19 protein-coding genes and 1 pseudogene are annotated in these 17,018 nt (G+C 41.1%); 10 read left to right on the top strand and 10 right to left on the bottom strand.

What is annotated here, in order from left to right; genetic code table 11:
* Positions 1 to 307 precede the first annotated feature (307 nt).
* Positions 308 to 1,381, bottom strand: a complete 1,074-nt coding sequence (locus tag BuS5_RS13520; RefSeq protein WP_274427731.1) for a hypothetical protein — start codon at positions 1,379 to 1,381, stop codon at positions 308 to 310.
* A 405-nt stretch (positions 1,382 to 1,786) separates the two neighbouring features.
* Between BuS5_RS13520 and BuS5_RS13515 the strand changes: the two genes are divergently transcribed.
* Complete coding sequence (locus BuS5_RS13515; protein ID WP_274427730.1) at positions 1,787 to 2,092, top strand: hypothetical protein; 306 nt, start codon at positions 1,787 to 1,789, stop codon at positions 2,090 to 2,092.
* 246 nt (positions 2,093 to 2,338) lie between these two features.
* Here BuS5_RS13515 and BuS5_RS13510 read toward each other — a convergent pair whose 3' ends face one another.
* Positions 2,339 to 2,914 (bottom strand): hypothetical protein, encoded by a 576-nt coding sequence (locus BuS5_RS13510; RefSeq protein ID WP_027354040.1) that lies wholly within the window; start codon positions 2,912 to 2,914, stop codon positions 2,339 to 2,341.
* A 119-nt stretch (positions 2,915 to 3,033) separates the two neighbouring features.
* Here BuS5_RS13510 and BuS5_RS13505 point away from each other — a divergent pair.
* Positions 3,034 to 3,338: pseudogene (locus BuS5_RS13505) on the top strand (IS4 family transposase); the annotation flags it as partial.
* Between the two features lie 193 nt (positions 3,339 to 3,531).
* Here the strand turns inward: BuS5_RS13505 and BuS5_RS13500 are convergent.
* Positions 3,532 to 3,873, bottom strand: a complete 342-nt coding sequence (locus BuS5_RS13500; RefSeq protein ID WP_051374799.1) for a hypothetical protein — start codon at positions 3,871 to 3,873, stop codon at positions 3,532 to 3,534.
* Positions 3,874 to 4,061: 188 nt separating this feature from the next.
* Between BuS5_RS13500 and BuS5_RS13495 the strand changes: the two genes are divergently transcribed.
* The 8 genes from BuS5_RS13495 to recD2 all read left to right on the top strand — a co-directional run bounded on the left by BuS5_RS13495 (position 4,062) and on the right by recD2 (position 11,915).
* Complete coding sequence (locus BuS5_RS13495; protein WP_027354041.1) at positions 4,062 to 5,318, top strand: multiheme c-type cytochrome; 1,257 nt, start codon at positions 4,062 to 4,064, stop codon at positions 5,316 to 5,318.
* Between the two features lie 77 nt (positions 5,319 to 5,395).
* Positions 5,396 to 6,763, top strand: coding sequence for a Na+/H+ antiporter NhaA (nhaA, locus tag BuS5_RS13490; protein ID WP_051374800.1), 1,368 nt, complete (start codon positions 5,396 to 5,398; stop codon positions 6,761 to 6,763).
* Positions 6,764 to 6,912: 149 nt separating this feature from the next.
* Positions 6,913 to 7,119 carry a ferredoxin gene (locus BuS5_RS13485; protein ID WP_232223059.1) on the top strand — a complete coding sequence of 69 codons (207 nt, stop codon included), beginning with the start codon at positions 6,913 to 6,915 and terminating at the stop codon, positions 7,117 to 7,119.
* 187 nt (positions 7,120 to 7,306) lie between these two features.
* Entirely contained in the window at positions 7,307 to 7,561 is a 255-nt protein-coding gene (locus BuS5_RS13480; RefSeq protein WP_027354044.1) for a glutaredoxin family protein, read from the top strand.
* A gap of 66 nt (positions 7,562 to 7,627) precedes the next feature.
* On the top strand, positions 7,628 to 8,308 hold the full coding sequence (locus BuS5_RS13475) for a flavin reductase (protein WP_027354045.1): 681 nt from the start codon (positions 7,628 to 7,630) through the stop codon (positions 8,306 to 8,308).
* 283 nt (positions 8,309 to 8,591) lie between these two features.
* Entirely contained in the window at positions 8,592 to 9,131 is a 540-nt protein-coding gene (locus BuS5_RS13465) for a DUF4124 domain-containing protein (protein WP_027354046.1), read from the top strand.
* Positions 9,109 to 9,717 (top strand): D-glycero-beta-D-manno-heptose 1,7-bisphosphate 7-phosphatase, encoded by a 609-nt coding sequence (gmhB, locus tag BuS5_RS13460; RefSeq protein WP_051374801.1) that lies wholly within the window; start codon positions 9,109 to 9,111, stop codon positions 9,715 to 9,717. The genes BuS5_RS13465 and gmhB overlap by 23 nt, the downstream gene beginning before the upstream one ends.
* Positions 9,714 to 11,915, top strand: coding sequence for an SF1B family DNA helicase RecD2 (gene recD2 / locus BuS5_RS13455; RefSeq protein ID WP_084445980.1), 2,202 nt, complete (start codon positions 9,714 to 9,716; stop codon positions 11,913 to 11,915). Before gmhB ends, recD2 begins: the two co-directional genes overlap by 4 nt.
* Here recD2 and BuS5_RS13450 read toward each other — a convergent pair.
* The 7 genes from BuS5_RS13450 to BuS5_RS13420 all read right to left on the bottom strand — a co-directional run bounded on the left by BuS5_RS13450 (position 11,877) and on the right by BuS5_RS13420 (position 16,955).
* Entirely contained in the window at positions 11,877 to 12,437 is a 561-nt protein-coding gene (locus tag BuS5_RS13450) for a 2-oxoacid:acceptor oxidoreductase family protein (RefSeq protein WP_027354049.1), read from the bottom strand. The two genes, recD2 and BuS5_RS13450, sit on opposite strands and share 39 nt — an antisense overlap.
* Positions 12,438 to 12,439: 2 nt before the next feature.
* Complete coding sequence (locus BuS5_RS13445) at positions 12,440 to 13,243, bottom strand: 2-oxoacid:ferredoxin oxidoreductase subunit beta (RefSeq protein WP_027354050.1); 804 nt, start codon at positions 13,241 to 13,243, stop codon at positions 12,440 to 12,442.
* 3 nt (positions 13,244 to 13,246) lie between these two features.
* Positions 13,247 to 14,395 carry a 2-oxoacid:acceptor oxidoreductase subunit alpha gene (locus BuS5_RS13440; RefSeq protein ID WP_027354051.1) on the bottom strand — a complete coding sequence of 383 codons (1,149 nt, stop codon included), beginning with the start codon at positions 14,393 to 14,395 and terminating at the stop codon, positions 13,247 to 13,249.
* Positions 14,364 to 14,603: a 4Fe-4S dicluster domain-containing protein gene (locus BuS5_RS13435; RefSeq protein ID WP_027354052.1), complete on the bottom strand. Its 240-nt coding sequence runs from the start codon at positions 14,601 to 14,603 to the stop codon at positions 14,364 to 14,366. The genes BuS5_RS13440 and BuS5_RS13435 overlap by 32 nt, the downstream gene beginning before the upstream one ends.
* Before the next feature lie 168 nt (positions 14,604 to 14,771).
* Positions 14,772 to 15,680 carry a DUF4338 domain-containing protein gene (locus tag BuS5_RS13430; protein WP_035265501.1) on the bottom strand — a complete coding sequence of 303 codons (909 nt, stop codon included), beginning with the start codon at positions 15,678 to 15,680 and terminating at the stop codon, positions 14,772 to 14,774.
* Between the two features lie 144 nt (positions 15,681 to 15,824).
* A complete protein-coding gene (locus BuS5_RS13425) occupies positions 15,825 to 16,658 on the bottom strand; it encodes a tRNA1(Val) (adenine(37)-N6)-methyltransferase (protein WP_051374802.1) in 834 nt (277 codons plus the stop codon).
* Positions 16,659 to 16,955 (bottom strand): DUF721 domain-containing protein, encoded by a 297-nt coding sequence (locus BuS5_RS13420; protein WP_051374803.1) that lies wholly within the window; start codon positions 16,953 to 16,955, stop codon positions 16,659 to 16,661.
* Between the last annotated feature and the right edge of the window lie 63 nt (positions 16,956 to 17,018).

Here is a 17,018-nt window from a genome sequence, read left to right as displayed (position 1 = left end):
CGTAGGAGAAACGAGCCGTGGATACCACGAAGGACTCACCCCGGCGAAGGCCTGAACGGTGCCCGCACCGAATGGTACGGGTAAATGGTTGTGGTGAGTATGGATGAGTTACTTATTTGCATACTGCAGCAGGAGCTGAAATGCCAATAGCGTACGAATTCTGAAAACCCGGTAAAATCGGTGGGATTTTTCACACCCGATTTTATCTTTACCAGCCGAACCGCCGTATACGCGATCCGTATGTACGGTGCTGTGGGAGGGCTCCTCAGTGATGGGGAGTCCTATCCCTATATGCTGTCTGATAATATTAGCGGCGATAAACAGATCCGCAAAAAGCCGGTAAACGAAGTGCAATTCGGTTTGCATCTTTTACTTCTCCTGTACCATGTGTTTTACCAAGTCCAAACAGGGATTCAATATTATCAGAACAAATAGGCATTCCAGTATTGCCCATGCCCAATGATTCAGCGACTATTAATTGTTTTTCCATCCAGGTAATAAAACCGATACGTACTTGAGAGCTTTGAGGGATATTTTTTAAAAGTTCTTTGCACTCTTTGTAGGTTTTCATATTCAAGCCTTGAGCTTTAAGAATTTCCTGGCTTTTTAAAAGAGGAGATGCATCACGAAGAAATCGCTTGATAAACTGTTTATATTCAGGAAGTTTACCAAGATAATTCCTAAGTTTTGAAACTACAGAGTCCTTTGAAACTCGCCCCCGTGGTGAGTGCTTAAGAACCATTTCAGCCCATTTCACCATTCGATGAATATTCATGAATCGAGCTTTTGTCGAAACCTTTGGGGGTGCAAAAAATGCAAGTACTGTTTGCTTAAATTTTTTTGAGGCTTGTCCGCAAGCAGAGATAAAACAGTCATACGAAGGATGTTTTGTATATTCTTTTTTTAATAGATTGGCAACAACATGAGAAATATCATCAATGGAGAAACTTGAAAATCCTCTTTCATTTAGGAGTCTGACACCTTTCATGAGGTCCATTCCTCCGTCTTTCAAATATGCAGCAGGTTTTCCGGTGATGAGAATCACCTTTTGTAAAAAATTTGCAATGGATTCTCCAGTCCATGATTTCGCCACTGAAATTGCTACACAATTGATGTTTTCAAGAGTTGGAGCACCTTCATGATTTTTAAAATGATCAGTTCTAAGCTCCAAAATAGCAAGAATTTTACCAGCTCCCAATGCTATTGAGGTATCTATCATCCAAATAGCACCATTTACAATCTTATCCATATCAAAAGAAACAGAAGAAAGCCCTTTATAGTTCCAGATTTTTGATAGTGAATATCTGGTGACCCAGTTAATGATCGTTTGAGGGCACGGTATTTTGGTTATCCCAAGGTATGCTTGTAAAATGCCAAACATTCTTGATATTGCTCTGAATCCAACGTGTCCGACCAAAAATAGGCGTAAAGAAATAAAAATCAATTCCTCCTTACTATTAACCGACAATGTGTTCTTTTTACGTTCTTGTTCTAATTCTTGTCTATTTTTCCGGAGTTCAGACTTGTATTTATTTCGTTCATTTTTAGTACGTTTCAGCTCAGCTTTCTGATACTTAATTATACGAGTACGATCAACTGCTTTGTCTTTCCAGGCAGTTCTACTTTTTTTAATTTTGAAACTTTACTCATAGCAATAACCATCTTTTTGGTTAAAATATTTGAATATATAGGGAATAATAATTTTTTTCAATCAGCAATTTTGAATTATTGACGGCATTTTGTTATGGTCTACGCAAATTTTACTGAAAATATTGAAGGTGCCTGAATGACATATGATAGATTGCAAGCAAAAATAATCCCTGGCAAACATTGTAGCTTTTGTGGAAACGATTCTGTTCCTTTAATAAAAACAAAATGTTGTGACCAATGGATTTGCTGTGACACTTCTTTTGCATCTATAAAAGGTGGAGATTATTGTCAATATCATTACGAGTACGAGGGGCTCTGTCATTTTCATTACAATAACAGCCATTCAGGGATATGGCAGGAGTGCAAAGAATGCCGGGATTTGGTTGGGGAAGATAATTTTAATGCTGCATTTCATGACCCCAACAATGTGCCAAGATATTAATCGCACTCATGATAGGGCCAAAAGTTGAGCAAAAAAAGTAGCCACAAAACTGAGTTTTTGGACACCCCAGAATTGATGTAAGTAGAAAAATAATCAAACAGCTTTTCAAAAAACATGGCTATGTGAAACGTAAAGCCCAAAAGGTGATTGGTATAGGAACCTGTAAATACCGCACGAGCAGTTCGAGATTATCGCAAGATTGAGAGCTGAGTATCAGACTGCCGGCAATCCAATAATAAGCGTTGATCATGCGCGTTGCGCCATCCAATATGCCAGGTCCCGAATTGTTTTAACGTCAAGTTCTATGCCATTTCTGAGAAGTGTATCTTTCGCTTCTTCAAAAGAGCAGGCGGCAGCCACTGTTGCCCCTATTTCGGAAATCAAACCTGGAGTGCAATGATCATATATTCCAAATAATAGAAGACCTGGGTAAAAGCCCTTGTTTCGTTTTTTCTTTCGGGCACGCCCTTTTTTTTTACCAATGCAATAGAGCGTATGAACCAGAATACATATTCCGCTCTTGGTTGTAATCACAACATCCCGGAACCCCTTGTTTGTCACCTTACATGGCAGATTTTTTGCTAACTTTCTACTATCGTCAATAACCTGTTCAGAGTCCAACGACTTCTGGATTTTATGCTCAACAAGTACAGCTTGTAACTGTGTAGTTAATTCGAGAACTGTTTGCTCAAAAGTTTCAAGATCCTGAGATGTTTCAAGAATCTGATCATCTTCCCATAGTTTATGAGACATTTTAAAAATTGCTTTAATTGGGGCTGGAAAATTAGTAATATCTTCTTGAGAGCTTAACTTGTGACTCATAATTGAACTCCTTTATAGGGTATAGGGTTTTTCAATTATGAAATATCGCGTTAAGCTTCGTTTGTCTCGTACTTTTTTATTTTTATTACATTTTCCCACTTTTTTGGATTGCGCCCATTGCAACTATTTATAAGCTCCGGTGGGATATTGAAACTTTTTTAAATGGTGGAAGAAGCATTTAAAGGTGTACCACTTGATTGCTCACAGTAGATATGGCTTGATGGTTCAAATCCTTGGCGGGTTAATAACTTATCTGCTTCTGGACATATACTGCCATGAACAGTTTAATGAACCTGTATCAATAAAAAGGATACGTCAGCTTAGAAACGCCATCCAGAACGAATCGCGTGTCGGTGAAAAAAACGTATGGTCTGATAATCTGATTATCAAAGAACAAAAGCTATATGCAGACCTCGGTATTTGAATTCGACAATGTTTTTATAAACTTTATTTCTAACTTATTGGATTAATTTAAACAACACGATGGCATAAAAATTGCCGTGTCCAATTTTTATGCAGCTTTACACTATAGTTTTAATTATAAATATATTCAGATTATTAGATGTCATAGCGTCTAATTAATATTGCTAAAAGTACGAGGTCTAATATGCAAAAACCTAACCGGACACTACTGGCTTTTTTTTATAAAACTTTAACTGCTCCAGGAAAAATTTCGGTCCATTGACTTCCCGATAATCGACAATAGATCTTGCTGTATATGATTTAATTTTTCTCATTTCACTGGATATATTTGTAGATGTTACAACAAGATGAAAATGAGTCTCCTTTAAAACTCGGGCATGAATTTTGATTCTTCGCTGTTGCTGCAGAAAATTCAACGAATCAATGACAATTCCGGCTGACGCGGGCAGGGCAAACAAAGAAAGCCAGTTTATAACACTGCTTGTTATGAAATATGTTTTACTGCTCTCAATAATTTTATATCTCCTGCTTCCCATAAAAAGTATTATATTTTAGTGAGTTTTGGTGCGTAAGGCAGAGCCTGGGAACGAAGGTAAAAAACATATCAGGTTTGATGCAATTACCCCGCGCCGTCTGCAATAAAAATTGACTATTGTGATTAACAATGTTATTTATTTTTGAGGAACATTTATTCCAAATGTCGTAACATTATCAGGATAATATAATGAAAAATTATTATTTGGTTTGTTTTGCTACGCTGATTGCTGTTTTGTTTATGACGCCTCGGGTGTCAGCCGATGATGGAGAAGTTTGTGTAAAGTGTCACAAAGCGGTTACCCCTTTGCTGGTTAAGGACTGGCAGAGTAGTGAACACAGCGCTAATGATGTTTACTGTAATGAGTGCCATGGATCGGATCATAAAAGTAAAAAGACTGTTCATCTGGTCCAGTTTCCTGACGAGGCTACCTGCGGAGACTGTCATGAGGAGCAGTTCGAACAATTTGCAAAAGGAAAACATAATTTTGGCTGGACATCTCTGAATGCTCTGCCGATTATCCATCTGGAGCCGGATGAGCTCATGGAAGGTGGCAAAGGCTGTGGCGGCTGCCACAATATGGGTATCAAGTCTGAAGCACAGAAAAAGGAGTTGCGGGATAAAGGGTATTGCTACCGGAATAATTCCTGCGATGAATGTCACACCCGGCATACCTTTTCCAAAAAGGAAGCTCAGGATCCCAAGGCATGTCAGACTTGCCACATGGGATTTGATCATCCCCAATGGGAGATGTATGAAAGCTCAAAACATGGTGAAAGATACCATATGAAAGAAAGGGGAAGATTACCAAAGGATGCTGCCGCTCCAACCTGCCAATTCTGTCATCTACCCAACGGTACCCACACCAACAAGGTGGCCTGGGGTTTTTTGGGTGTGCGGCTGCCCTTGCTGGAGGATAAACAATGGGCTGCCGACCAAACCACAATCCTCAAGGCGTTGGGTGTCATGGATCCTGATGGCAAACCTACCGGCCGCCTTGGTGCTGTAAAAGCCGTCGACATGGTAAGGTTAACCGAAGAAGACTGGCAGTCTGAACGGAAAAAGATGATCAAAACCTGCAAAAAATGCCATTCTTCAAAATACGCCCTGGGAGAACTTGCAAAGGGTGATCAGATGATTAAAAAGGCGGACCGCCTAATGGCCGAGGCTATAAATGCTGTGGCTGCCCTTTATAAAGACGGTATTTTGAAGAAACCGAAACACTACGCGTATGCTTATCCCGACTTTTTACATTTTTATCAGACCGGCGGTTCTCACATAGATCAGGTGTTGTTTACAATGTACATGAAACATCGGATGCGGACCTATCAGGGAGTTTTTCATGCCAATCCGGATTACGCTTATTGGTACGGCTGGGCAGCCATGACAAAGGATCTGGATCAAATCAAGGAAATGGCGGAATCTTTAAGGGATAAGCCTAAGTGAAGCGGTAACGGCAAAAATTACAATAGCGATAAGTGAAGTCGCTTACTTTTTCAACACGGCTGAGACAAAAAAATTATATGATGCTCAGTAAATACCAACCAATCCGTAATAGCCTTATAGCCGATCAAATTTTTAGGCCGGCTCAATCCTTCTTCAAAAATGAAGCCTCCAGTAGTCTATTATTGCTTTTATCCACCATCGTAGCGCTTGTCTGGGTTAATTCCTATCTTGCTGAGACGTACCATCATCTCTGGCACACCAGATTTTCCATAGCCATAGGTGACTATAGCGTAACCAAAACTCTTATCCATTGGATCGATGAAGGCCTAATGACCTTCTTTTTCTTTACCGTAGGTCTGGAGATCAAGCGGGAGATTCTTGTGGGTGAGCTCTCATCTCCTAAAAAAGCTCTTCTCCCTGTAATCGCAGCGCTTGGTGGAATGATTGTTCCCGGCGCCATCTATTTTGCTTTTAACTTCGGCACTCCCACTGCAGGCGGCTGGGGCATACCCATGGCCACGGATATAGCCTTTGCTCTTGGTGCCATTGCCGTATTCGGCAAAAAGTTACCGGTTGGCTTGAGAATATTTCTGTCCGCCTTTGCGATTGCCGACGACTTGGGGGCAGTACTAATAATTGCCCTTTTTTATACCCAGGAAATCGTTTGGCATTACCTTTTAGTATGTATTTTTTTCGTTTTTGCACTCGCTTTAGCCAATTTCTTCTGGATTAGGTGGACACTACTATATGTTCTCATAGGTCTTGGTATATGGTTTGCGATACTCGGTTCAGGGATACACCCGACCGTCGCCGGGATCGTGGTTGCAATGTTTATCCCGGCCCGGGGCAAATACGATACCGACCGATTCGTTAAAAAGGTAAAAAAGCTTATGGGAGGTTTCCAGTGTGAGGATCAGAGCTGTGGATATTCTATACTCCTGGATCGGGACCATCTGGATGCTGTCCATGCCCTGGAAGTGGCGTGCCACGATGTTGAGACACCCTTGCAACGGATGGAACATGCTTTACACCCATGGGTTGCTTTCCTGGTACTTCCATTATTCGCCCTTTGCAATGCAGGGCTATCGTTTCATGGATTGTCAATTGCAGACACTGTCGTACATCCTCTTGCCCTTGGTATCACTCTTGGACTATGCGTCGGCAAACCACTCGGTATCACTCTCTTTTCTTATATTGCTGCCAAAGCTGGAATAGTCTCCTTACCCGAGGGTGTAAGTTGGTCCCATATCCTGGGTGTTTCAATGCTTGGAGGTATAGGCTTTACCATGTCTTTGTTCATATCCGGGCTATCTTTTCCTGATCCGGATTTGTATAACTTGTCAAGACTTTGGATTTTTGTAGGATCCCTTTTAGCGGCTTTCGCAGGATTGCTCTTGTTGGGAGTAACTTGTGCTTTGTCGAGAAATAGTGAACAGCAGGCATAAGTTAAGCTCTCTGCAATACCATTTTTAATGTATCTGTTAACGGCATCTAAACCCTAAGCCTGGAGAGGCTAAAAGCGGTGCAGCCAAGTATGAATTTGAACTGGAAGAATAAGCGGGGTAACATATAAAACCCATAAGAAAGGTAATGATTGAGTAGAATTGTTTTGAAAGTACCGGTGGTTGAGCTTAGCGAATGCGTTTTATGCGGAATCTGCATCGAAGTAACGCCTTCAGTTTTCAGGATTAATGAGGCAGGTTATGTAGAAGTTTGTGAGCTGACAAACTATCCTGAATCCGAGGTGGAAGAGGCGATCAAGAACTGCCCCCAGGATTGTATCACCTGGGAACAAATTTAAACCTATAGATTTTCACATAAATAATTTCACTGCGTTATCGGTCGTCGAAGTAGGGGTTCAAAATTTTGAACCCCTACCCCCTCTGGCCTTGTGCCAATTTTTAAAATCGGGTAATTATCTGAAAATCTATAACCGCCTGACAGGCTTGCGGTATGCGGGTTTATTAATAAGGAGGTGAGGAAACACCATGGCAAAAAAAGTGAAGATATATACCACGTCAACATGCTCCTATTGTAAAAAGGCGAAAGAGTTTCTTTCCGAAAAAGGAGTCGAGTATGAAGCCTATGATGTCGCTGCGGACAGCGAAGCACTAAAAGAAATGAGGAAGATTTCAGGAGGCGCCACATCTGTGCCTGTGATATCTGTCGGCGGCGAGGTGATGGTCGGCTTTGACGGTGATCATCTGGAAAAGTTATTGAATAGTCCCGATCAAGGGTCTTGAAGATAAATGGCGGAATAAATGGATATTGCAAAACATACTTGATTTTATGATTAAAGGAGTCCAAGAATGAATCCCACGGTTTTATATAAGCTTAGCTATGGTCTTTACTTGATAACTTCAACAAAAGACGACAAAATCAACGGGCAGGTCGCTAATGCCGTTTTTCAGGTGACGTCTGAACCCCCTACCATTGCCATAGGTATTAACAAACAGAATCTTACCCATGAATTTATCTCTTCCAGTAATCTGTTCGGCGTCTCCATTCTTGCCCAGGATGCCCCGCTTAGCCTGATCGGCCAGTTTGGATTTAAGTCGGGAAGAGAAGTTGATAAATTCGCTGATATTAATTATCGGAAAAGTGAGACAAATGTTCCGGTGATTTTGGATAACACGGTGGCCTATCTTGAGGCAAAAGTAATTAATCAATTAGAGCTGACGACCCATACCCTGTTTATCGGTGAAATGACGGCGGCTGAGGTGCTAAAAGACGGGGAACGGATGACCTATGCCTATTACCACCAGGTAAAACGGGGTACAACCCCTAAAACCGCTCCGACCTTTATTCCGAAGGTTAAAAAAACGGCATCATTACCCAAATATCAATGCTCTGTTTGCAGTTATGTTTATGATCCTGAAAAAGGAGATCCGGGCAGCGACGTTGCACCAGGCATAGCCTTTAAGGATCTGCCGGACGACTGGGAGTGCCCAATATGCGGAGCGGGTAAAGATATGTTTGAACTTTTATAGGTCTGGAAATCTATAACTTACCTAATTGGTGCCCGAACGAAAACTATCTATCATGTTGATAAAATAACTATTTCCAGCTTTTTTTTTAAACGAAGATTTAAAGCGATTAGCTTTTAGGTATGTATTAGGTATGTATTAGCTCTAAACATGTTTTATTTTTCCTTTAACACCTAAAACCTAACACCTAAAACTTCATTTAAATAAACGAACAATAACACCTTGTTTTATTTTGATTAATAGGGTTTTCGTTCAAGCACTAATTGATTATAATGAGGGAAATCCCATGAAACTTAGACTTTTTATTATATTAATCGCTTTATTATTCAGCACTGTTGGTGCATTTGCAGAATTTTACAAGTATATTGACAAGGAAGGGAATATTTTTTTTACGGATAATTTAAGCGAAGTGCCTGAGAATCAAAGACCCGGGGTTATAGAATATGGTGAGCCTGAAAAAAAAACCGAGTCATCTAAAGAATCCGGGTATGCTGAAGAGTCCGCAGAAATTCAGCCCGAGGAAGATGGGCCTCTTGATAATACAAGTAATGATCCTGCCGCAAATTTGAATAATAGAAAAAATGCATTGGAACAAGAATACATTCTTTTGAAAAAGGAGAATGCAGAACTTGCGAACACCAAAAAAAATCTTAAAACCAAAGCGCAGGTTGAAAGCTATAATAAAAAGGCTTTATTGATAAAAGAGAAGATTGAAAATTATAAAAAAAATAAGGCTGAATTAAACGCCGAGATAGAAGAATATAATAAATCTATACAAATGGATAAAGAAGACAAAAAAAATAATGACGCAAAAGCCGATTATTAAAGGATTGACTTCATCGAGGCCTATTAAAAAGATTGCTTTTCTGGACAGGGATGGCGTTATAAATCATGATTCACCGGACTATATTAAAAGCTGGCCTGAGTTTCAGTTTTTGCCTGGCAGTATTGAGGCCGTCAAGCGGCTGACGCTAAACGGATTTATTGTTTTTATAATAACAAATCAGTCTGCAATAAACAGAGGCATGATATCTAAAAAAGGTCTCGAATATATTCACAGCAGGATGATGCGGGAAATTGAAAAAGGTGGAGGACTTATCAATGATATTTTTTACTGTCCTCATATGCCCGAAGACCGATGCCGATGCCGTAAACCTGAACCGGGTCTGATTTATATGGCTCAAAAAGCATACAAGCTTGATATCTCTTCCGCCGTAATGGTGGGCGACAGTTCCAAAGATATCGAATGCGCTGTTAATGCCGGGTGCGGACTGAATGTTCTGGTTAGAACCGGCAACGGAAATAAAGCTGAAGAAACTCTTATAGAAAAAAATATTCGCCCGGATTTTATCGCAAAGGACCTGTATCATGCAGTCAACTGGATTATCCCCCATTATACCAATATAATATGACATCGCTAAATATTACATCTCCAAATTTGACATCTTTGGCCGGACATCTGGAACAGATTACCTATTTCAACGCAGAAAACCACTATACGATCGCAAAATTCAGAACAGAGAAGATTAATAATCTTGTAACCATCATAGGTTATCTGCCCTGTGTGAATCCCGGAGAAGCCCTGGAAATAAAAGGTTTATGGGAAACAAATCCAAGGTACGGAGAACAGTTCCGGATAGAAAGCTTTGAAGTTACGCTTCCGGCAACGGTTGACGGCATTAGAAAATATCTTAAATCAGGTTTGATAAAGGGCATAGGCTCTGCTCTGGTCGAGAGTCTGATAAGCCGGTTTGGAGAGGATACACTTGAGATAATAGAAAAAAAACCTGATAGACTGCTCGAAATTGACGGAATAGGAAAAAAAAAGGCGGCAATTATCGGCAGGGCCTGGGAAGAACACCATGCAATACGAAGACTGATGATTTTCCTTAGTGAGCATGGCTTAAACGCATCATTAAGTGCTAGAATTTTAAAGAAATACGGCCGTGATGCGGTGGATCTTATCTGTAAAAATCCCTATTGTATGGCAACAGAAATCGATGGCATAGATTTCCATGCCGCTGATCTCATGGCCATAAAACTCGGTATGCCTGCAAACTCTCCAGAGAGAATTAAAGCTTCTATTCTTTATTTTATTGAAGGGGCTATAAAAAATGGCGATGTTTTTGTTTTTGAGGAGAGGCTTATAAGTGGTTGCAACAGGCTTACAGGCGTTGAAACCACTTTAATCAATGATAGCATGGCAGAACTTGTGAAATCCGGGGATATTGTTATTGATGAACCGGTTAAGGATCACGACTGCCGGGCAGTCTATTCAAAAATAATTTACCAGGCGGAAAAAGGCGTTGCCGAAAAACTTAAAGCGCTCTTATCCGTTCCGGTTATGTTTCAGGATATAGGTCAGGATATAATAACAGCAGAAACGCTTAAAAGACTTTCCATAAATCTTTCACCGGACCAACTTGCAGTAATTGAAGAAATCATTGCCCACAGGATTGCTGTAATCACCGGAGGACCGGGGACAGGCAAGACTACTCTAATCCGCGCCATTACCATTGTTTTTGAAATTCTTGGAAAAAAGATTCTCCTTGCCGCGCCAACCGGCCGAGCTGCAAGACGTTTATCAGAAGTTACCGATAAAAAGGCGGCCACTATACACAAAATGCTAGGCTACAACCCGTCGGATGAATGTTTTGAAAAAAATAGGGACAATCCTCTAGAAGCAGATGCGCTGATTATAGATGAAGCCTCAATGGTAGATATAATCCTGATGTTTCATATTCTTAACGCAATCCCTTTAACTTCAGTCCTGATAATAGTTGGTGATGTTTTTCAGTTGCCGTCAATAGGGCCGGGCAATATTTTTTCAGATATAATCAAATCCGGGATCATTAAAACATTTGAACTGAAAAAAATTTTCAGACAGGCCAAAGAAAGCCAAATAGTTATTAATGCGCATAATATTCGTAATGGCAAGCAGCCTGATTTAAAAGCGGAAAAGGTGCATTCAGAGTTCTATTTTATAGAAAAGGAAAACCCTGATTCTGTTGTGGAAACAATTCTGGAATTATGCACAAAAAGAATCCCTGAAAAATTTTATCTCCATCGTCTTGAAGGAATTCAGGTAATTACCCCAATGCACAAAGGAAAAGTAGGGACCATAAATCTCAACCAAGTGCTTCAACAGGCTCTTAACAATAACACCCTCTCTGTGGAGAACAGGGGCACCATGTTCAAGGCCGGCGACAAAGTAATGCATTTAAAGAATAATTACCAAAAAGATGTTTTTAATGGCGATATCGGAATTGTTGATTCAATCGACAAAGGGCAAAAAAGGGTCTTTGTGAAGTATTACGAAAGAATAGTAGAATACGACTTCACGGAACTTGATGAGCTTACACTATCTTATGCTATTTCTGTTCACAAGTCACAGGGGTCGGAATATCCTGCCGTCATCATCCCATTAATGACCAGCCACTATCCCATGCTTCAGAGGAACCTGGTCTATACCGCCATAACCAGGGGAAAGCGTTTGGTAATAATTGTCGGTATGAAAAAAGCTTTGGGAATCGCGCTTAAAAACAACAGACCGACGGAACGGCTTTCGTCTCTATATGAAAGGCTGATTCGGCCGCGTGTCAATGCATAACTCAATACCCAGTTCAAGAGCTTTCCTGTTTATGGCTTGGAGAGCAGGCGAAAATTTCGAGCTAAGCACCTTCATGACCGAGTCAGGTTGTACGATTTTCGTTAACCCGATTATAACACCCAGCATACATATATTAAAAACAATCGGTTTGCCGATCTTTTTAAGTACTGTTTCGTAAATTGGGAGTTCCACCTGATTAGCGGATACCCTTCTTTCTGTTTTTACGTATTTCGTATCTGTAAGGAGCAGCCCGCCCGGCCTGATTATGGAAGAATATTTATTGTAGGACTCCTGTGTCAAGCATACAAGCAGATTGGGTTCGGTAACCTTGGGATAATATATTGTTGAATCCGCAATTATCACATCGCTTCGAGCAGCCCCGCCCCTTGCAGCAGGACCGTATACTTGAGACTGAACAGCATTAAGATTCTCATGAAGTACGGCGGCTTCAGCAACAAGAATAGCAGCGGTTATAACTCCCTGCCCTCCGGAACCTGTAAAAACCAGTCTGCTTCGTTTCATAATCAACTCCGGTTCTTTGCTATTTTAATAATTTTATCATACTCTTCACAGTATTCAGGCAGTTTCTTTTGAACAAAAATACCCCGTTCAATCAGATCCGGATTCTCATCTTTAGCCTTTGATCCTTTGGGTATGGTATTATTTTTATAGAACTCCATCATATCTACAGCGCTGCCGGCATTATTTTTTCTCCCAAAGTACGTCGGACATTGGGAAAGGACTTCAACCACGGAGAAGCCCTTGTGCAGGATGGCCTTACAAAATATATTTGTAAGCTGTTTAACATGATAGGTGGTTGAGCGTGCCACAAATGTCGCCCCGGCAGCAACAGACAGCTCTGCTATATCAAATCCGTGATCTATATTATAATACGGGGCGGTAGTGGCTTTGACGCCATATCCCGACAAGGGTGAAAACTGCCCCCCGGTCATTCCGTAGATGCGGTTATTCATTACGATTGCAGTAAGATCAAGATTACGCCGGGCTGCATGTATAAAATGGTTTCCACCTATGGCCAAAGCATCACCATCACCCATGGGTACTATAATATTCAGCCCAGGACGGCTCATTTTAACACCCGTGGCAAAGGCAACGGCCCGGCCGTGGATAGTGTGTAGAGTATGAAAATCGACATATCCCGAAATTCTGGAAGAGCACCCTATTCCGGAAACAAATACAATATCATTTTTACTTAAACCAAGTTTTTCTATGGCTGTAAGCAGGCTGTTTAGCACTATGCCGTGCCCGCAGCCAGGGCACCAGATATGCGGAAAGAATCTTGCCCTGATATAATCTTTGACTCCCATAAATTATACTCCCCGGCCCTGGATGATACGCATTATTCCGGTTATATCAACCGGTTTTATAAGAACCCCGTCGATACGATTTGCCAGAAATACGGATTCAGGATTATCCACCGCTTGTTTTACTCCGGCAAGAACCTGCCCCATATTCATCTCAACAACAATAATAGTTCTTGCTTTGGCGCATTTTTCCCTAACAAGCCCGTGTGGAAACGGCCATAAAGTCTTAAGTTCCAAAAGGCCCACGCGCTGCCCCTCGCGCCTGCTTGTTTCCACTACATGATGGGCTGATCTTGCTGCAGAACCATAAGCAATCAAAATAGTTCTGGCATCGTCAAGGTGATATTTATTGCACCTGGTTATAACATGCCTGTCATTCTGTATTTTATCAACAAGATGCCTGATGAGATCATGAACCAGCCTTGGGTTGTCTGACGGAAAGCCCCACATATCATGATAGAGCCCGGTAACATTGTAGCGGTGGACCCCTCCAAAGTCCGACATGGGAATCCGGCCGTCTTCCCTTGGGAAATAAGGATGATAGTCCACGCCTTCTTTTAGAGATGTTCTCAGCCTTTTAACAAGTGGAATTTCTCCATCTTCAGGTACCACAAGTTTTTCCCGCATGTGACCGATAACTTCATCTAGTAGAAGTATAACAGGCGTTCTGTAAGTTTCGGCCATATTAAAGGCATCAACAGTGATACCAAACAGATCCTGATGGCTGGAAGCTGTGAGAGTAATAATGGCGTGGTCGCCGTGAGTGCCCCAGCGTGCTTGATTAACATCCCCCTGACTGACATGGGTGGGATTGCCTGTGGAAGGGCCTCCCCTCTGGACATTGACTATTACAGCAGGGATTTCCGCCATTACAGCATAGCCCAAAGCCTCCTGCATCAGGGAAAAACCGGGCCCACTGGTGGCGGTCATCACTTTATGGCCGGTCAAAGATGCACCTATTATTGCGCACATGGACGCAATTTCATCCTCCATTTGCAAAAATTTGCCACCTTGTTGAGGAAGTCTGTAAGAGAGATGCTCGGCGATCTCTGTGGAAGGCGTGATCGGGTAACCTGCAAAAAAATCAAGCCCCGCGTACATAGCTGCCTCCACACAGGCCTCATTACCCTGAACGAATTTTATCTTCCCTTTCATTAAAATTAACCTTTTTCACTTCAATAGCAAGGTCGGGGCACCTTAATTCACAAAGTCTGCAACATATACAATCGTCCGGTCTGGCTGCAGAAACCTTTGCATCAGAATCAAGCTCCAAAACATTTTTCGGGCAGAAATGTACACATATACCGCATCCTTTACACCAGTCCCGGTTAATTATATGCTCTTTTAATTCAGGCCTCCCCATATTGATATTCCTTGTCTCCATTATTCTTCGATAGCATAACTGAAACATCCGTATTCATTTTGCCGGTTAATGTCAATAAGAATTAAACGAATTCTATTCTGTCTTGAAACCATCAAGCCGATCTATGCTTCTTGATATCTTCGCGATTTGGAGGTCTGCTGAGGTTGCTCATATCATTCTCCCAACAAGTTTTTCCGAACAAAGTATATCACGAAAATTTTTTGCCAGCGGTTTTACTAATATTTTCTTGGGTGTGGTGCTGTAGCTCTTGCCCTTTCGAACAAGACCCTGGCCGGTTGTCAGCCCCAAGTATTGCCAATTGGCCGCATTGTAACAGGTGCCTTGATAATGAATCGGATCTACAAAAGTCTCCATTAATACCGGAGAATACCCCCAATTCTCTTGCCAGTGTGTACTTATTTGTCGGTTGATTTGACCAAATACATGGCTGGCAAGATTTTGAACCCGTACCCATGGAAAAATCAAAAACCGCGAATTATTAATGACCCAGGCCAGATTGTTCAAACGTTGCTTTTCCGTCCAGCCTATCCAACTGTCCCTTGTACCCATGGATTTTGCTGCACCGGAAAATAGGATACAACCTAATCTACCAAGCTCGCTTGTAATAAAATATCGCAGCGTATACCCAAAGGGCCTATTGTATCCCAGGTAATGATAACGTGATACATATTCTTTCCATAGCGCTGCAACATCTTTATCTTTTACAATCTCCAGTTTAACTGGACATAACTCCTTGAGGTTGCAAGATATTTCAGGCTGGGGCCCTGTTTTGTCGGTTATTAAAATTTTTTTTTTAATTGTATATTTGGATTTTATCCGCTTTTCAGGAAGTTTTAAAAAACCCTGGGACTCCAGTTTTTCCAATAACTTAAGACTGGCATCCACCTTGTTGGTTCCTGATGCTCTATACCATTGCAGGTTTTCCGCTATTGTCTGCGCCAACTCTACACGGCTTAACCGCTGGAACATACTAACGGTTTCCTTTATATCCTCAAGCTCCTGAACTGTGATTTCACGACCGCAGTGGGTAATAGATGTGATTTTTTTTTTAAGCATAGACTCTCATCCCTATGATAATACGTCAACCAAAGGCTTTGACCGATAATTCAGTGAAATTAAGGGAACTGGAAGGAAATAATCTACGCATATCGTGCAGAATTTTTGTTCGTCTTCAAGGCGTGGTAACAGTTGCATAGTGAACTATACAACTGTTACCGCAACGTAGAAGACGAACAAAAGGGCAAACAGGATGCGTAGATTATTTTCTGTAAGTTCCCTAACTGTTTTAAAATCTATAAAATCGCGCATCTTATAGTTATAAAGACCAGTTATCTCAGCAGTATATTTACCGTTATTTTGATAAATTACTAAAGGTGGGCCTGTTATTATTCCCGGGCGGCTTCCTTTAATGCCTTTCAGAAGAATAAGTTTGGCCTGCTCATGACCTTTTGAATGCACCATCCTGATATATTTTGGTTCAATATCGTATGATCTCATTACAGTCAACATATCGACCATACGTTCAGCAGGATATACTACAAAAAATTTTCCTGAAATATTCAGAAAACGATCTGCGGTTTTTATCAAATCGTTTAAGGTAGCTTTTATTTCATGCCTTGCCACGGCCTTCTGCCGATCAGGATTTATCCTTCCGGAGTCGACCTTTCTGTAGGGAGGATTACTAACAACTATATCAGCAGGGCCGGATATCATATTTATTTTCAAATCTTTCATATCAGAACATAAAATGGCAACCTGATTCTCCATCCGGTTCTCTTTGATATTTAAATCAGCCAGCTTGGCCAGTTGTTCCTGAACTTCTATTCCATATACTTTGATGTCAGGATAACTATCAGTCAATATCAACGGAATAATGCCGCATCCTGTACCCAGATCCACTATTCGGTCACCTCTTTCCGGTCGAACAAAACCAGCCAGCAAGACTGCATCTATTGAAAAACGATAACCGTCTCTATACTGTTTAATTGTAATATGGCCATCATAAAAGGAACCGGTAGTAATGTCGTCGGTCATCTATACCGGGCCTATTCTAAAATTTATATCTTCAACCAGTCTTTTACCGAAAAAATCATTTATCGATTTAATAATATCTTTTTTCAAAAATTGTAATTGCTGGATCCATGCCGAATCCGATACGTGCACAATTAATATTTTTTTTCTAAATGCAGCAGGCTTGGAATCTTTTGCAATCACTTCGCCGACGAGATTTGCCCACATATCCCAAATCTCAAAAATTCCGTTTTCAATCTCACTTCGACAAGAGAAAAGCACCTCATTTATAAAGCTTCCTATATGCACAGGTTTCTTCATGCAGCCTCCTACAGATTTCCACGTAAATAATTTTACTGTATTATCGCTAAAAACCTTGTGAAA

This window comes from Desulfosarcina sp. BuS5, from assembly GCF_028752835.1.
Classification (GTDB): domain Bacteria; phylum Desulfobacterota; class Desulfobacteria; order Desulfobacterales; family BuS5; genus BuS5.
This window is presented reverse-complemented; position numbering and strand designations above follow the sequence as displayed.

Bases quoted from the DNA above. Each gene is read 5' to 3' on its own strand.
- gmhB (WP_051374801.1), top strand. From the start codon at position 9,109: ATGACGCAAAAGCCGATTATTAAAGGATTGACTTCATCGAGGCCTATT.
- BuS5_RS13515 (WP_274427730.1), top strand. From the start codon at position 1,787: ATGACATATGATAGATTGCAAGCAAAAATAATCCCTGGCAAACATTGT.
- BuS5_RS13450 (WP_027354049.1), bottom strand. From the start codon at position 12,437: ATGAAACGAAGCAGACTGGTTTTTACAGGTTCCGGAGGGCAGGGAGTT.
- BuS5_RS13480 (WP_027354044.1), top strand. From the start codon at position 7,307: ATGGCAAAAAAAGTGAAGATATATACCACGTCAACATGCTCCTATTGT.
- BuS5_RS13495 (WP_027354041.1), top strand. From the start codon at position 4,062: ATGAAAAATTATTATTTGGTTTGTTTTGCTACGCTGATTGCTGTTTTG.
- BuS5_RS13440 (WP_027354051.1), bottom strand. From the start codon at position 14,395: ATGAAAGGGAAGATAAAATTCGTTCAGGGTAATGAGGCCTGTGTGGAG.
- BuS5_RS13445 (WP_027354050.1), bottom strand. From the start codon at position 13,243: ATGGGAGTCAAAGATTATATCAGGGCAAGATTCTTTCCGCATATCTGG.
- BuS5_RS13435 (WP_027354052.1), bottom strand. From the start codon at position 14,603: ATGGGGAGGCCTGAATTAAAAGAGCATATAATTAACCGGGACTGGTGT.
- BuS5_RS13430 (WP_035265501.1), bottom strand. From the start codon at position 15,680: ATGCTTAAAAAAAAAATCACATCTATTACCCACTGCGGTCGTGAAATC.
- BuS5_RS13420 (WP_051374803.1), bottom strand. From the start codon at position 16,955: ATGAAGAAACCTGTGCATATAGGAAGCTTTATAAATGAGGTGCTTTTC.
- recD2 (WP_084445980.1), top strand. From the start codon at position 9,714: ATGACATCGCTAAATATTACATCTCCAAATTTGACATCTTTGGCCGGA.
- BuS5_RS13475 (WP_027354045.1), top strand. From the start codon at position 7,628: ATGAATCCCACGGTTTTATATAAGCTTAGCTATGGTCTTTACTTGATA.
- BuS5_RS13425 (WP_051374802.1), bottom strand. From the start codon at position 16,658: ATGACCGACGACATTACTACCGGTTCCTTTTATGATGGCCATATTACA.
- BuS5_RS13465 (WP_027354046.1), top strand. From the start codon at position 8,592: ATGAAACTTAGACTTTTTATTATATTAATCGCTTTATTATTCAGCACT.
- BuS5_RS13500 (WP_051374799.1), bottom strand. From the start codon at position 3,873: ATGGGAAGCAGGAGATATAAAATTATTGAGAGCAGTAAAACATATTTC.
- BuS5_RS13520 (WP_274427731.1), bottom strand. From the start codon at position 1,381: ATGTTTGGCATTTTACAAGCATACCTTGGGATAACCAAAATACCGTGC.
- nhaA (WP_051374800.1), top strand. From the start codon at position 5,396: ATGATGCTCAGTAAATACCAACCAATCCGTAATAGCCTTATAGCCGAT.
- BuS5_RS13510 (WP_027354040.1), bottom strand. From the start codon at position 2,914: ATGAGTCACAAGTTAAGCTCTCAAGAAGATATTACTAATTTTCCAGCC.